At 72.2% G+C, this 14,190-nt stretch carries 14 protein-coding genes and 1 pseudogene; 5 read left to right on the top strand and 10 right to left on the bottom strand.

Annotated elements, in window-relative coordinates:
* Positions 1-74: 74 nt before the first annotated feature.
* The 4 genes and pseudogenes from CMS_RS05520 to CMS_RS05535 all read right to left on the bottom strand — a co-directional run bounded on the left by CMS_RS05520 (position 75) and on the right by CMS_RS05535 (position 3,788).
* Entirely contained in the window at positions 75-1,043 is a 969-nt protein-coding gene (locus CMS_RS05520; RefSeq protein ID WP_012298515.1) for a carbohydrate ABC transporter permease, read from the bottom strand.
* A complete protein-coding gene (locus tag CMS_RS05525; RefSeq protein ID WP_012298516.1) occupies positions 1,040-2,056 on the bottom strand; it encodes a carbohydrate ABC transporter permease in 1,017 nt (338 codons plus the stop codon). Before CMS_RS05525 ends, CMS_RS05520 begins: the two co-directional genes overlap by 4 nt.
* Positions 2,053-3,408, bottom strand: a pseudogene (locus tag CMS_RS05530) (ABC transporter substrate-binding protein). The gene CMS_RS05525 and the pseudogene CMS_RS05530 overlap by 4 nt, the downstream one beginning before the upstream one ends.
* A gap of 119 nt (positions 3,409-3,527) precedes the next feature.
* Positions 3,528-3,788 (bottom strand): zinc-ribbon domain-containing protein, encoded by a 261-nt coding sequence (locus CMS_RS05535; RefSeq protein ID WP_012298517.1) that lies wholly within the window; start codon positions 3,786-3,788, stop codon positions 3,528-3,530.
* A 183-nt stretch (positions 3,789-3,971) separates the two neighbouring features.
* Here CMS_RS05535 and CMS_RS05540 point away from each other — a divergent pair, with 183 nt between their 5' ends.
* The 3 genes from CMS_RS05540 to CMS_RS05550 are packed head-to-tail and all read left to right on the top strand — an operon-like array spanning position 3,972 to position 7,144.
* Positions 3,972-4,403, top strand: coding sequence for an NfeD family protein (locus CMS_RS05540; RefSeq protein WP_012298518.1), 432 nt, complete (start codon positions 3,972-3,974; stop codon positions 4,401-4,403).
* 31 nt (positions 4,404-4,434) lie between these two features.
* Complete coding sequence (locus CMS_RS05545; RefSeq protein ID WP_012298519.1) at positions 4,435-5,886, top strand: SPFH domain-containing protein; 1,452 nt, start codon at positions 4,435-4,437, stop codon at positions 5,884-5,886.
* 49 nt (positions 5,887-5,935) lie between these two features.
* Positions 5,936-7,144 (top strand): MFS transporter, encoded by a 1,209-nt coding sequence (locus CMS_RS05550; RefSeq protein WP_012298520.1) that lies wholly within the window; start codon positions 5,936-5,938, stop codon positions 7,142-7,144.
* Positions 7,145-7,935: 791 nt separating this feature from the next.
* Here CMS_RS05550 and CMS_RS05560 read toward each other — a convergent pair.
* The 4 genes from CMS_RS05560 to CMS_RS05575 form a co-directional block, all read right to left on the bottom strand.
* Positions 7,936-8,331 carry a hypothetical protein gene (locus tag CMS_RS05560; RefSeq protein ID WP_133064119.1) on the bottom strand — a complete coding sequence of 132 codons (396 nt, stop codon included), beginning with the start codon at positions 8,329-8,331 and terminating at the stop codon, positions 7,936-7,938.
* Positions 8,332-8,731: 400 nt separating this feature from the next.
* A complete protein-coding gene (locus CMS_RS05565) occupies positions 8,732-9,481 on the bottom strand; it encodes an MBL fold metallo-hydrolase (protein ID WP_012298522.1) in 750 nt (249 codons plus the stop codon).
* A gap of 209 nt (positions 9,482-9,690) precedes the next feature.
* Positions 9,691-10,572 carry a Rieske 2Fe-2S domain-containing protein gene (locus CMS_RS05570; RefSeq protein ID WP_041464451.1) on the bottom strand — a complete coding sequence of 294 codons (882 nt, stop codon included), beginning with the start codon at positions 10,570-10,572 and terminating at the stop codon, positions 9,691-9,693.
* 103 nt (positions 10,573-10,675) lie between these two features.
* On the bottom strand, positions 10,676-11,407 hold the full coding sequence (locus tag CMS_RS05575; protein ID WP_012298524.1) for a hypothetical protein: 732 nt from the start codon (positions 11,405-11,407) through the stop codon (positions 10,676-10,678).
* Between the two features lie 127 nt (positions 11,408-11,534).
* On the opposite strand from CMS_RS05575, the gene CMS_RS05580 reads away from it, so the two are divergent.
* Positions 11,535-12,434, top strand: coding sequence for an MFS transporter (locus tag CMS_RS05580; RefSeq protein WP_012298525.1), 900 nt, complete (start codon positions 11,535-11,537; stop codon positions 12,432-12,434).
* A gap of 39 nt (positions 12,435-12,473) precedes the next feature.
* Positions 12,474-12,842 carry a hypothetical protein gene (locus CMS_RS17790; RefSeq protein ID WP_012298526.1) on the top strand — a complete coding sequence of 123 codons (369 nt, stop codon included), beginning with the start codon at positions 12,474-12,476 and terminating at the stop codon, positions 12,840-12,842.
* A 116-nt stretch (positions 12,843-12,958) separates the two neighbouring features.
* On the opposite strand, the gene CMS_RS05585 is transcribed toward CMS_RS17790, so the two are convergent.
* Both CMS_RS05585 and CMS_RS05590 read right to left on the bottom strand, forming a co-directional pair.
* Complete coding sequence (locus CMS_RS05585) at positions 12,959-13,855, bottom strand: glucose 1-dehydrogenase (protein ID WP_012298527.1); 897 nt, start codon at positions 13,853-13,855, stop codon at positions 12,959-12,961.
* A gap of 46 nt (positions 13,856-13,901) precedes the next feature.
* On the bottom strand, positions 13,902-14,189 hold the full coding sequence (locus tag CMS_RS05590; RefSeq protein ID WP_223842734.1) for a hypothetical protein: 288 nt from the start codon (positions 14,187-14,189) through the stop codon (positions 13,902-13,904).
* Between the last annotated feature and the right edge of the window lies 1 nt (position 14,190).

The following is a 14,190-nucleotide window of genomic DNA, read 5'->3' on the forward strand; positions in this document are numbered from 1 at the left end:
GGCGACGCGCCGAACGCGCGGACGGCCGGGCAGGTCGCCCCGCCCGGCCGTCCGCGGATCCGTGCGCGAGTGCGTCAGCCCTTCACGGCGCCGTCGGTGAGACCGCCCCGCCAGAACCTCTGCAGCACGATCATCGCCGCGATGAGCGGGATGATCGAGACGAGCACGCCGCCCGTCGTCAGCTGGTAGAACTCCGGCAGCCGGTCGACCTGGCTCCGCCAGTTGTTGAGGCCGAGCGTGATCGGGTACAGCTTCGAGTCGGCCAGCATGATCAGCGGCAGGAAGTAGTTGTTCCAGATGCCGACGAGCTGGAACAGGAACACCGTCACGAGTGCGGGCGTCATGGAGCGGAGCGCGAGCGTGTGGAAGATCCGCAGCTCGCTCGCCCCGTCGATCCGGCCCGACTCGATCACCGCGTCCTCCACCGACGCCTGCGCGTAGATCCGGCAGAGGAACAGGCCGAACGGCGAGACGAGCGACGGGATGAGCACCGACCAGTACGTGTTCGCGATCCCCATCGAGCTGAACAGCAGGAACAGCGGCAGCGCGGTGGCCGTGCCCGGCACGAGCACCCCACCGAGGATGGTGCCGAACACGATGTTCGATCCCGTGAACCTGTACTTCGCGAGCGCGTACCCGCCGGCGGCGGCGAAGTACGTCGCGATGAGCGCGCCCACCCCGGCGTAGAGCACCGAGTTCAGGAACCAGCGCACGAAGATGCCGCCGTCGTACGTGAACACCATCGTGAGGTTCTGCCACAGGTTCATGTTCGCGAACAGGAACCCGTTGGTGCTGAACAGGTCGGCCGTCGTCTTCGTGGCCGCGACCACGATGTAGTAGACGGGGACGAGGAAGTACAGGGCGACGAGCGTGAGGATCGCCGTGACGATGATCCGCGTCGCGGGCTTCGTGCCCGCGCCCGGGGCGCTGCCGGTCTTCGACGGCCGGCTCACCTTCGCCTCGGCGGCCTGGGCGGCGCGCTTTTGCTCCGCCTTCTGCGCGGCTGTCTCGCTCGTGGTCGGTCGTGCCTCCGTGGCGGTCATGCGCGCGCCCCCTTCTTCCTCGCTGCGGCGGCTTCCCGCTCCTCCTTGGGCTTCCTGTTGGTGAACGCCAGGAACACGAACGACAGCACGAACGCGGCGAGGGCGATGATGACCGCCTGCGCCGCGGCGACGCCGTAGTCGTTGTACGCGAACGCCGTGGTGTACGCCGACAGGTTCGGCGTGTACTGCGAGTCGATCGCGGGGGCGGAGGTGGCGAGCACCTGCGGCTCCGCGAACAGCTGCAGCGTCCCGATGATCGAGAACACGGTCGCGAGCACGAGCGCCGGCCGGATCAGCGGCAGCTGGATCGACATCGCCGTCCGCCAGGCGCCCGCCCCGTCGATGCGCGCGGCCTCGTAGACGTCCCCGGGGATCGACTTCAGCTGGGCGATGATGATGAGCATGTTGTAGCCCGTGTAGGTCCAGGTCACGATGTTCGCGATGGACCACAGCACCGTGTCGGCGCCGAGGAAGTCCAGCTGGATCCCGAACATCTGCCCGATGTCGATGATGGGCGAGAGCCCCGGGATGTAGAGGAAGCCCCAGAGGATCGTCGCGATGACGCCCGGCACCCCGTACGGCATGAAGTACGCCGCCCGGAAGAACTGGGGCCACTTCGCCGACGCCGACTCGAGCAGGAGCGCGAGGATCGTGCAGAGGATGATCATCACCGGCACCTGCACGATGCCGAACAGCAGCACCCGGCCGATGGACGCGGTGAACGCGTCGTTGGCGAGCGCCAGGGAGTAGTTCTCGAACCCGGCGAAGACGGTGGTGACGCCCTGCTCGCCGAACAGGCCCTCCCGCCGAACGGTCGTGAACGACTGGAACACCGCGTAGATGATCGGCAGCACGAAGGTCAGCACGAAGACCGCGAGGAACGGCGCGAGCATGACCCACGGCGCGATCGTCTGCGACTTCTTCAGCTGGCCGCGGCTGACGCCCGAGCGCTGCGCGCGGACGGGGCGGGCAGCGGCGCGCTCGCCGCTGGCGGGACGCGTGTCGACGCTCATGCGGACGCCGCCTCGACCGTGAGGCCCTTGTTGCGGAAGGCCTCGATCACGGCCTCCTGCGCGAGCGGCAGCGACTCGACGAGGGTCTGGCCGCTCGTGAGCTTGCGGCGGAACTCGTCCTGCAGGGTGTTGAGGGTGAACTGCGTGAGCGGGCACCAGGACCAGTCGAGGTTCTGCTCCTTCGCCGCGGGCGCGAACACCTCCTCGTTGTAGCTCTGGCCGCTGAACCACTCGCTCGGCTCCTGCCGGGAGGCGCCGATGTAGTCGGGCGACGGCGACCAGCCGATGCCGGAGTTCTTGATCATCGCGTCGATGCCCTCGGGGGAGGTCGTCATCCACGTCATGAACTTGAGCGCCTCCGCGGGGTGCTTGCTGTTGGCGAGCACGGCCGCGGTGGATCCCCCGAGGTAGCTGGATCCGTATGCCCCGTCGAAGCCCCAGGTCTGCATGGGCGCGACCTTCCACTTGCCCTCGCCGCCCGAGACCGACTGGATGAGGGCGTCGCCCCAGCTGGCGCTCGTGACGCCGAAGACCTTGCCGTCCGCGGCGGCTGCGGTCCACGGCGGGGAGAAGGCCGAGTACGAGGTGTTGACCACGTCGTCGTCGATGGCCTTGTCGAAGAACGCGGCGACCTCCATGGTGCGCTCGTCGAGCATGCCGACGACCCAGCGCTCGCCGTCGATCCGGAACCAGTTCGCGCCGGCCTGCGTCGCGTAGGAGGTGAAGACGCTGGCGTCGGCGACGGGGAAGCAGTCGAGGTAGTTGCCGGCGCCGGTCTTGCGGACCTCGGCGCCGAGCGTCGCCCAGTCGTCTCAGGTCGCGGGCGGCTGGCCGCCCACCTGCTCGAGGAGCTCGCGCTGGTAGTAGAAGGCCATGGGGCCGGAGTCCTGCGGGATCCCGAAGACGCCGTCCTGGAAGCTGACCTGCTTCCACAGCGCCTCGTCGTACTTGTCCCTGTACTCCTCGACGCCGTAGCGGGTGAGGTCGACGAGGCCGTTGGCGAGGAGGAACTCGGGCAGCTGCCGGAGCTCGACCTGGCCGATGTCGGGGCCGCCGCCCGCGGTGATCGCGGAGTACATCTTCTGGTACCCGCCCGCGTTGCCGCCGGGGATCCAGACCGCCTCGACCTGGATGTCGGGGTTCTGCGCGTTCCAGACGTCGGCGACCTTCTGCAGGTCCTTCAGCCACGCCCAGTACGTGAGCGTGACCTTCTCGCCGGCCGCCGCAGCGGGGATGACCGGATCGGAGTTGACCAGCCTCCCGCCCGGCGCCGAGCACGACGCGAGGGCCAGCGTGCCCACGGCGGCGGCTCCCACCCCCAGTGCCTGTCTCCTGCTGATCGAATGCGTCATCGCATCCCTCCCGTCGTCGTTGATGGCAGATGGGCTGGAGCCCGCGGCCACTCTAAGCGCGCGACGAAACTTATTCCTAACCTCTGGTAGGGATTCCTGGGAGAACGGCGCGAGCCGGCTCAGCGGCGCGCGCCCCGGTTCCGCACGGCCCACTCGAGGGCGTGCATCGCCTGGTCCTTCGTGAGCCGCGTCTCGAGCCCGCAGTTCGGGCACTCGACGCGGTAGGTCGAGCGCAGCGGGATCAGCGGCACGAAGAACAGCGTGAAGCGGAGGGTGCGGTGGAGCACGCGCTGGGCGCTCGTCACGCCGCAGCGGAGGCATGCGAAGGTCACGATGACGATGAGGGCGTCGCGCGCGCGCGTGCCGAACAGGAGGATCACCTCCCGAGGCTACGCGCGACGCGCGGAGCATAGGCGGTGGGGCGGCCCCCGGACGAGGAGGCGACGCCCGGCGGATCACCCGCTACGGTCGGAGGACACGCTCCCAGCAGATCGGCCCCGCATGACCACGCACCACGTCGGCGCGCACGTCACCTCTGCGGCGGCCTGCCCGGGAGCCGCGGCGTGATCGTCTTCGTGGTCGTAGGGGCCGTGGGACTCCTGCTCCTCCTCTCCAGCGTCGCGCTCGGCGCGGCCCTCGCCATCTACGGCGTCGGCGGCCTGCTCGCCGACCAGGCGGGCATCGGATCCGGCGGGGCCATCGCGATCGCCGTCGCCCTCGCGCTCGTCGCCCTCGTGGTGGTGCAGCTCACCGTCCGCTTCGTCGCGAAGCAGGAGAGCGGCGGCTCGTACTCGCCCGTCGGGATGGTCGGCGTCGTCACCTCGCCCACCTCGCCCACGGGCGGCGAGGTGCGGCTCAAGCACATCCGCGAGCTGGAGCGCCGGCTCGCCATGAGCCCCGAGCCGCTGGCCGTCGGCACCCGCATCCGCGTCGTCTCGGAGGACGGGTTCCGCGTGCGCGTGGAGCCCGACGCCGACGCCGCCCCCACCACCTAGCAGCACCCGTCCCAACGAGAGGAACCATCCCGTGGACTTGATCTCCGGCGGCACCACCGCGATCGCCGTCATCGTCATCATCGTCATACTCGTGGCGCTGGTGGCGTTCATCGCCTCCCGCGTCCGCCGCGTGCCGCCGAACCAGGCGCTCGTCATCGTCGGCCGCAACGCCGAGAAGAGCGAGGGCGGCGCCGGCTTCTCCAGCCCGCAGAAGGTCATCATCGGCGGCCGGACCTTCATCTGGCCGATCTTCCAGGAGGGCTTCACGCTCTCCCTGGAGCAGTACCAGACGAGCGTCACGGCCGAGGCGCGTGACGCGAACTTCATCAACACCGCCGTCGTCGCGACCGTCAACTTCAAGGTGACGGGCACCGAGGACGGCGTGCGCCGCGCCGTGCAGCGCTACCTCCTCCAGCAGGACGCCCTGCCGGAGATCGTGCGCCAGTCGCTCGAGGGCGCGATCCGCGGCCTCATCGGCGACCGGCCCGTGGACGAGCTCGTGAAGAGCTTCTCCGTCGTGGCGCAGGAGGCCGTGAACCAGACGAAGAACGACCTCGCGGAGCTCGGCCTCCAGATCGAGACGCTCAACGTCCGCGAGATCACGACGCCCGGCAGCACCTACCTCGACGACCGGGCCCGCTCGAACGCCGCGCGCGCCCGCCAGATCGCCGAGGTCGCCGAGGCCGAGAACAAGCGGATCTCCGCGCTCGCCGCGATCGAGAACGACCAGCAGACCGCCGAGCGCCAGCTCGAGCTCGACCTGCGTCGCGCCGCCATCAAGGCGGACACCGACCGCGCCAACGCCACCGCGTACGCGGCCGGCGAGCTGGCGAAGGCCGAGCAGGACCGCCTGGTCGCCGACCAGGAGCGCACCGCCGTCGCCGCGCAGGCCGAGGTGTCGAAGGAGCGCCTGCGCATCGACGTCGAGCTCCCCGCCGAGGCCCGCAAGTACGCGACCGTCCAGGACGCGCAGGCGGCACGCGACGCCGAGAAGGCGAAGGTCGACGTGGAGGTCTACCAGCGCACGCAGAACGCCGAGGCGGCGAAGACCGCTGCCGTGAACGAGGCCGCGTCCATCACCGCGCTCGGGAAGGCGAACGCCGACGCGATCCAGGCCCGCGGACAGGCCGAGGCCGAGGCGGCCGCCGCGCTCGCCGAGGCGCAGAACAAGCTGTCGCGCGAGGCGCTGCAGGCCCGCATCATCGCGTCGATGCCGGAGATCGCACGCGAGATGGCGGCGCCGCTCGCCAACGTCGACAACATGACGATCATCTCGGCGGACGGCGCGAACACGCTGAACCGCTCGGTGGCGGAGAACATGGCGACCCTGCCCAAGCTGCTGAAGGACACCACGGGCATCGACGTCGCGACGGCGCTGAGCTCGTTCCTCGGCTCGACCGCCGCGGGCACGTCCGCCGGCGCCGGCTCCACCTCGACGGATGTCGGCCCCGGGACGGCCGCGTCCGAGGGCGCCGGGATCTGATCCCGGTGCCGGTGCTCCCCGAGGCGCACGCCGCCTCGAGGAGCACGGCGTGAGATCCACGAGCCCGTTCCGGGCGTTGTGGGGCGCGAACGCGCTCTCCAACCTCGCGGACGGGCTCGTCTTCGTCACCATGCCGCTCGTCGCGGCGGGCCTCACCGACGACCCGCGCGGCGTCGCCGGGCTCGCGACCACGTACGCGCTCGTGCGGCTCCTGGTCGCGCTGCCCGTGGGCGTGTACGTCGACCGGCTCGACCGGCGCACGCTGATCGTCGTCGCCGACGCGCTCCGCGGCGTCGCCGTGCTGGGGCTCGCGGTGTCGATCCAGTCCGGCGTCGCGTCGCTCTCGGTGCTCTACGCCGTGATGGCCGTGGTCGGCGTGCTCGAGAGCGCGGCCGACGGGGCCGCGGTCGCGGTGCTGCCGTCGATCGTGCCGGCTGGCCGCCTCGACCGGGCGAACGCGCGCATCACGGGCACGCAGCTCGTGGCCGACGAGTTCGTGGGGCCGCCGCTCGGCGGGATCCTCTTCGCGCTCGCCGCCGCCGTGCCCGTGTACGCGACCGGCGGGCTGTGGGTGGCGGCGGGCGCTGTGGCGCTCGCGCTGCCGCGGCGCACGCGCGACGTCCCTCCCTCCTCCGAGGCGCCGGGCGCGCCGCCGTCCGTGTTCCGCGAGGCCGCGGAGGGCGTGCGCTGGCTCGCCGGGCACCGCGTCGTCGGATCACTGGCCCTCATCGGCGGCCTCGCCAGCGTCGGCTACATGCTCCCGTTCTCGGTGCTCGTGCTGTTCGTGGATCAGCGGCTCGGGCTGGATGCGGCCGGCTACGGCGTGCTGCTCGCGGTGTCCGCGCTCGGCGGCCTCGCCGGATCCGCCATCGCCGCGCCGCTCCGCGCCCGCCTCGGCTCCTGCTGGACCATCATGGCTGCCCTCGTGCTCGGGGCCCGGAGCCTCGCGGCCCTGGCGGTCACACGCGATCCGATCGTCGCGGGGATCCTGCTCGCGCTCTACATCCTGCACGCCGTGGTCTGGAGCATCTGCGCCACCTCGCTCCGCCAGCGGCTCGTGCCGGGGGACCTCCTCGGACGCGTGGGCTCCGCGGGCCGCGTGGTGAGCCTCGTCGGCCTCGCCGCCGGATCCGCGCTGGGCGGCGTGCTCGCGACGGTGGGGATCGCGCTGCCGACCATCGCGGGTGCCGTCGTGTTCACGGGATGCGCGGTGCTCGCGGTCGTCGCGCTGCGCGGGGCGGGGGAGGCGACGTCCTGATGCCGGACCCCAGCTGTGGAGGACGCGCGCGCCGCGGACGCTGCATCACGACCAGTCAAAGACGTCCTTCGCTGCACGGTCCCGCCAGAGGCGCGTCGCCGGCGCCGCCGAGCCGCGAGCGCTCGCCCATCCCCTGCGGCTCGCGATCCTCGAGGAGCTGACGCTCGGGGGCCCGCTCACCGCGTCGCAGCTCGCGCCTTGAGTGGGGGGGGGCGTCGCCCAGCGACGGCTGGCGCGGTACGCCACGTGGCGCGAGACGGAGACCGTACTCCGAGGAGTGGCGCACGGCCGCCGTGGACGGCCAGTACGGGTGCTGGCTCACACCGGCGGAGCTCGGGCAGCTGCGGCAGCGCACCGAAGACCTGCTCCTCTCGCGTCACCGCGAGCGCCGGACGGATGCCGGGTCGCGCCCTCCGAGCGCGCTGCCTGTGGAGCTGCTCGTGCGAGGTCGCCCGATACGGACCGCTCCGTGACGCACGTCGCGACCCGCCCGCCGTGCGCCTCGTCCGGGATCGCCGGTCGCGCGCATACCTCAGCGGTCAGATCGTGTCGGTCCTCGGCGACACCGCCCCGGAAGGCATCAGTCGCCGTGATGCGGTGGTGGCTGCCGCTGGTCGGATGCGAGACGTCGATCACGATGCGGTCCTGGTGGAAGGATGCCCGTGCCCGGGAGGCGGAGGGTGGCCTCCCGGACGGGTACCGTCGTACCACTTGTCGCGCTAGCGCCGAGGGAGGGCGTACGGCTTGCCGAAGGGCGATACCTCCCACACGTTGGACTGCTTCATGTCGACCTACCCCTTGGTCTCCCGAGCCACACTCCTCCAGCCACAGATGCTGGTGTCGATGTAGTTCTGGACGAAATACCTCCCCGTCGCGGACACGGTGATCTTTCCCTCCCCGACATTGGGGAAGTAGTTGTTGGGCGGGTCCACCGCGACGCACGCGCCCGCCTGGGGCAGCCCGTCCCCGAACACGCGGACGGAGCGGACGAGGTGCGACAGCGTCTTCTCGTAGGTCGAGTTCAAGTACAGCGTCGTCGTGCCGCTGGCGGCCTGCGGCACGATGGTCTGGGCAGAGGCCGGGACGGCACCGAGACCGAAGAGGAGGGTGCCCGTGGCGAGGGCGAGGCCGGCGACCTGGAGCAACGAGGTGCGAGGTCGTCGGCCTGTGGGGGCGTGATGCTGCATGGGACGGTGTTCCTGTCTCTCAGGCTTTCCGCTGAGCCGACGCCGTGTGGGTCGGCCTTCTCATTCACGGATGCGATCCCGAGGTCAGGGCCTGGGGGTGGCACCTGCGCCGGACTGTGCACATGGGGAGCGCGGCTCGGCGCTGTCGTCCGCGGTCGTGCGGGGCTGCCCTCGCAGGCCGACCCGCGTGGCGCACCCGTCCGGGTGAGGACACGCGTCGGGTCGGTTCGCTGCGGTCTCGGATGCGCCGCGGAGTCGCGATCCGCGGGAGGTGCTGCCGCGCTGCGCCGCGCCGGGGCTGGCGACAGGCGATCATCGCGGCCCTGTCCGCGGCGTCCGCCGCCAGGTCCCCGCGGTCCGGGCTCATCCGCGCCGAGGTAGCGCTGCTCCACCGCCGGGGTCAGGCTGATGGAGAGGCCGCCAGCGGACCGTGACCGGGGAGGAACCGGACCGGCCGCGGCCAGGCCGCGAGCCGCTCGAAGGTCGAGCGGCTCGCGACGGTGTCGGCATGGAACATGTCGTGCAACGGTTGGGGGCCCGTGATCCGCGAGGTCGCGTGCCCGGTGACGAGCGCGTCGCCCGTGATGAGGGCCCCGACGTGCTCGAGCACGAAGCTCGAGTGCCCGGTCGTGTGGCCGGGGGTGGCGATCGGCACCGGACGCCCGGGAACGTCCAGGGGAGCGTCGAGGGCGAAGTCCTCGACATCGGCGTACCCCACCTCCTCGAGCCCGCCGTGCCGGACCGCCGCAACGAGCCACGCGAGAACCCGCGGATCGTACGCGTGGCGCAACGCCGTCTGCAGGGTCACCTGCTGGACGACTTCGCGTCGGACGTGGGCCCGCTCCTCGGCGGAACAGAGGACGCGGGGCTCATTCGGCACGGCCGCGAGGATCCGTTCCAGGCCGCCGATGTGATCCGTGTGCGCGTGCGTGATGAGGACGGCCTCGAGGTCTCCCGCGCCGGTGCGTGCCGTGATCTCCGCGAGGCTGGCGAGGACGGCGTCCGCGTCGCGCGGGTATCCCGCATCCACCAGGGTCATCGCCGAACCCTCCGTGAGGATCGTCCAGTTGACATGAGCTCCGCGGACGAGGAACACGCCGGCTTCGGCATCGATGATCGTGTACGCATCCTCCCTGCGGGTTCCGAGCATGAGCGTGTCTCCATCCGATCCGGTGCGCGGGGCGGGCCGTGCGAGGTGGCGAGCCGCAGCACGAGCGCACCGCGGCGGGACATCACACGGTAACGCGTGCGCGCAACCCCCCGCGGCACGATCGAACAGGCTCGTATCCGGAGCACGGGGCTTCTCCTGCGCCGCGTCGTCGTGCGCAGGCTCGGATATCCCGACCCCGCGGGTGCTGCCTATCCGGCGTCGGGCAGCCGCACCTCCACGAGCCCGGCGGTGACGCGCGTCTCGAAGCGCGGCTGCGGCGCGGTGGCGGGGCCGTGGATCACCTCACCGCTCTTCAGGCTGAAGACGCTGTCGTGCCACGGGCAGGTGACGCACGCCTCGCCCGTCTTCGGATCGGTGCCCAGCTCGCCCTCGTCGAGCGGCGCTGAGAGGTGGCTGCAGGTGTTGCTCAGCGCATCCACCGTCATGCCGTTGCGGCGGACGAGGAGCGGGAGGCCGGCGACGTCGCGCTTCGCGAGGCGGCCGTCGGGCAGCTCGGCGAGGTGGCCTAGCTCCTGCCAACCCGCGGGGAACCGGTGTGGCACGTCCTCGGCGTGGTTGGCGCCCGCCGCCTGGCGGTAGGCGAGGTGGCCGCCGAGGAAGCCGCCCGCCGAGACGAGGCCGAGACCCGCGAGCCCGAGGACCTTGCCGCTGGTGTGCTTGCCGCGGGTGCGCTGGATCCAGGAGAGGCCGTAGAGGCCCGTCGCGAGCGCGTTGGCCGCGGAGTGCACGATGCCGACGCGCATCTGCTGCTCGTGCAGCTGCGACCAGTCGGCATAGCCGGAGACGATGGAGGGCGCTGCGCTCAGCACGCCGACGCCGACCAGCGCCCTGCTGGCCTTGTCGTTGCCGGGCAGGAAGTCCAGTACCGCCGAGGAGACCCACGCACCGGTGGGGATCAGGACGGCGACCGGGTGCAGCGGGTGGCCGAACGGCACGCCGTGCAGCAGGTCGGCCAGCGCCCGCGGCTTGAGCAGCGCGGTGACGACGCCCTTCACGCGATCCACGATCGGATCCAGCGCCTTCGCGTCCTCGATCCTCGCGATGGCCGCGACGAGCTTCAGCTCCCTCATGGGATCTCCTGCCGGTTCCGGCGCCGCATTCGACGCTCTCCTCCCAGGCAACGCCTGCGCGACGCCCGCGACAAGGGCGCGGGCGTCCCGGTGGAGGCGCGCGTCAGGCGTCGGGGTCGTGCGCGACGTGCCGGGAGGCGACCGGCCGGCCGTGCCGCGCGATCCGGTAGCCGGGGGAGCGGAGCCGACGCGTCCAGGGGTACGTGGTGTCGCCGGGCGGTGCGGCGAGCACGGGATCCGCGCGCGTCGCCGTGTCGAGCGGCCCGGCGGAGTCGTGCGCCAGCTCGATCCGCGCGGCGACGTGCCAGAGCCCGCGCGGCGTCGCGTGCACGAGGCGCATGCGCACCGGCCGCGTCGCGAGCGCGCGCCCGAGGTCGTCGGCACCGGCCGGCAGCGGCGGATCCGCGTCCACCAGCACGCCGAGCAGCACCGGCCCCGCGGATCCGCGGTACGGCATGAGCGTCGACAGGCACGCGCCCGAGACGGACCGATGCGGCGCGAGCAGGAAGCGCCCGGCAGGCGAGAGACCGGTGGATGCGAGCAGCACGTCGACCGTGGTCCCGCCGCTGTCCGGGATCCGCAGCGCCAGCCCGAGCACGTCCGGCAGCGCCGCGGGGAGGCCGCCACCGCGCGAGAAGCGGGCGTCGACTTCGAGTGGCGCGTCGAGCCCGTCGAGCCCCGCGAGCCCGGAGGCGGCGCGGCCGGCGACGGGCGTCAGCGTCCCGGCGAGGGCGACGCCGTGCGGATGCAGGGGTCGCGGGCGTCGAGCGAGGCGGACGGCGGAGACGAGCCCCGCGAGGACGTTCCCGCCGATGCGGGCCGGGGTGCCGGACATCTCCCGACCCTATTCCGCCTCCGCACGACCTGCCGCTGCCTCCACCTGTGGGCGACACCGGTCGAGCCTGCTCGCCGACCCTATCCTCGGTCGGATGGCGACGAGGGGACCGGGGTCGAGCGCGTCCGTGGACGATTCGGAGGCGGACGATCCGAACCGGACCTCCCCGCGCCCCGCCGCCTCGGGCGGGTGGTCGCGGCTCAGCGCGTCCCGCGGCTTCCTCCTGCTCTGGGGCGCGCAGTCGGTCTCCACGCTCGGTGCGAGTTCGGCGTCCTTCGTCCTCACCCTCGAGGTGTTCCGCGACACCGGCAGCGCCGTCGCCCTCGCGGTGCTCACTGTCATGTCCTCGGCGGGCAACATCTACCTCGCCCCGCTCGCGGGCGCGTTCGCCGACCGCATCGGGCACCGCCGGGCCGCGATCCTCGCCAACGTGGTGCTCGCGACCGCCTCGGCCGTCATGGCGACGGTGTCGCTGATCGGCCCCGGGCGCCTCCTCGGGCTCGTGTACCCGCTCGTGCTGGTCTCCGCCATCGCGGCGAGCATGCTCACGCTGACCCTCACGGCCAGCATCCGGCGCATGAGGCAGGACGCGGATCTGACCCGCATCAACGGCGTCACGACGCTCCTGCAGCGCGCGCCCGTCATCGTCGCCCCCGTCGTGGGCGCCGCGTTGTACGCCACCGTCGCCCCGGCGTACGTGTACGTGGTGGACGGGCTCACGTCGCTCGGCTGCGTCGCGGCGCTCCTCGTCGTCCGGTGGGATGCGCCGCCCCTCGCCGGGCCCCGGCGTGCCAACCCGTTCCCCGGGGCGCGCGACGGCCTCGCCTGGATCCTCCGCCACCGGGGCATCCGCGAGATGCAGATCGGCTTCGCGGGGCTCAACCTCTTCAACGGGCTGGGTGTCACGGCCACGACCGCGTACGTGATCCTGCTCGCCGACCGCCGGTGGGGATCCGCGTCGGGGCTCGCCGCCTACAACGTGAGCGCCGCGGTCGGGCTCGTCGCGGGGGCCGCCCTGGCCGGGTGACGCGGCGACAGGATCCCGCGCCTCGTCGCGATCACGGGCATGCCGCTCGTGCTGGGGCTCGTCGGCCGCGCGTCGCTCGGCGTCACGGACGTCCTCGCACTCGTCGTGGCAGCCGGGTTCGTGCGGAACGCGTCGATCCAGCTGCAGGGCGCGCCGCTCGCCGCCGTCTGGCAGGAGTCCGCGCCGCCGGCGCAGCAGGGCTCCATCCTCGGCGGCGCGCGCCTGCTCGGCCAAGGGCCCTACCCGTTGGCGGTCCTGGGGGGGGGGGGCGGCGGCCTCATCACGCTGCTGGCGCCGCTCGGACAGGAGGAGGCGATGCGGGTCATCCTCGTGGTCGCGGGGACGGGCGAGGCCCTGTGCGGGCTCGCCATGCTGTCGTCCCGGCACGTGCGCGCGCTCTTCTCCTGATCCGCGCCGACGGCGTCGGACCGTCGAGGCGGTCGCCCGCGACGACGGAGGGCCGGAGGGGTGATCCCCTCCGGCCTTCGTGCGCTCGCGTCCGGCGGCCGCCGGACGCCGCTCCGCTACGGCGTCGGCATGCCGCCGTTGACGTTCAGCGTCTCGCCTATGACGTAGCTCGACTCGTTGGAGGCGAGGAACACGTAGGCGGGCGCGAGCTCCGCGGGCTGGCCGGCGCGGCCGAGGGGGGTGTCCTCGCCGAACTCGGGCAGTGCGTCCTCGGGCTGGCCGCCCGCGGTCTGCAGCGGCGTCCAGATCGGGCCGGGCGCGACGACGTTCACGCGGATCCCCTTGGGCGCCAGCTGGCCGGCGAGGCCCTTCGAGAACGCGTTGATGGAGGCCTTGGTCGTGGCGTAGTGCACGAGGTTCGGCGACGGCGCGTAGGCCTGGATCGACGACGTGTTGATGATCGACGAGCCGGGCTTGAGGTGCGGCAGGGCGGCCTTCGTGATCCAGAACATCGCGTAGACGTTGGTCTTGAAGGTCAGGTCGAACTCCTCGTCCGAGATGTCCTCGAGCGCGTCGACGTTCTGCTGCTTGCCCGCGTTGTTGACGAGGATGTCGAGTCCGCCGAGGCCCTCGACCGCCTTCGCGACGAGCTCGCGGCTGAACTCCGCGGTCGAGATGTCGCCGGGGATCGCGACGGCCTTCCGGCCGGCCTCCTCGATGAGGGCGACGACCTTCTTCGCGTCCTCCTCCTCCTCGGGCAGGTAGGAGAGCGCGACGTCCGCGCCCTCGCGGGCGTAGGCGATGGCGACGGCCGCGCCGATGCCGGAGTCGGCGCCGGTGATGAGGGCCTTGCGTCCCTCGAGGCGGTTGGATCCGCGGTAGGTCTTCTCGCTGCGGTCCGCGGTCTCGTCCAGGTCGGCGTCGAGGCCGGGACCGTCCTGCTGCTGCGCGGTCGGGTCGATGCCCGCGTACATCTTGGTCGGGTCCTGGAACGTGTACTGGTCGGTGCTCATGTGTCTCCTGGTGCTGTGGTCGGCGTGCGGGAAATGGGGGAGTGGATCAGGCGGGCGGGGTGTCGTCCAGGTCGATGTCCTGGCCGGCGAGCTCGTTGTCGGCGAGCACGGGCTCGGCCTCGCCGTCGACGCCGAGGGCGTCGGCGGTGGGCTCGGCGTCGGCGCCCATGACGGCGTCGTCGTCCGGCTCCTCGACGGGCTCGTCGGTGTCGGGCAGCACGGTCTCGCCGGCGACCGCGTCGTTGGTCACGGTCTCGTTCGCGAGGGCCTCGGTGTCGAGGGCGGTGTCATCCCCCGTGGAGTCGTCCGACGGGGTGATGGTGGCGTCGGTCACG

This window comes from Clavibacter sepedonicus (assembly GCF_000069225.1).
GTDB lineage: Bacteria > Actinomycetota > Actinomycetes > Actinomycetales > Microbacteriaceae > Clavibacter > Clavibacter sepedonicus.

Coding starts and splice junctions, on each gene's coding strand:
- CMS_RS05520 (WP_012298515.1), bottom strand. CDS start 1,043: ATGACCGCCACGGAGGCACGACCGACCACGAGCGAGACAGCCGCGCAG.
- CMS_RS05525 (WP_012298516.1), bottom strand. CDS start 2,056: ATGAGCGTCGACACGCGTCCCGCCAGCGGCGAGCGCGCCGCTGCCCGC.
- CMS_RS05560 (WP_133064119.1), bottom strand. CDS start 8,331: ATGCAGCATCACGCCCCCACAGGCCGACGACCTCGCACCTCGTTGCTC.
- CMS_RS05565 (WP_012298522.1), bottom strand. CDS start 9,481: ATGCTCGGAACCCGCAGGGAGGATGCGTACACGATCATCGATGCCGAA.
- CMS_RS05570 (WP_041464451.1), bottom strand. CDS start 10,572: ATGAGGGAGCTGAAGCTCGTCGCGGCCATCGCGAGGATCGAGGACGCG.
- CMS_RS05575 (WP_012298524.1), bottom strand. CDS start 11,407: ATGTCCGGCACCCCGGCCCGCATCGGCGGGAACGTCCTCGCGGGGCTC.
- CMS_RS17790 (WP_012298526.1), top strand. CDS start 12,474: ATGCCGCTCGTGCTGGGGCTCGTCGGCCGCGCGTCGCTCGGCGTCACG.
- CMS_RS05585 (WP_012298527.1), bottom strand. CDS start 13,855: ATGAGCACCGACCAGTACACGTTCCAGGACCCGACCAAGATGTACGCG.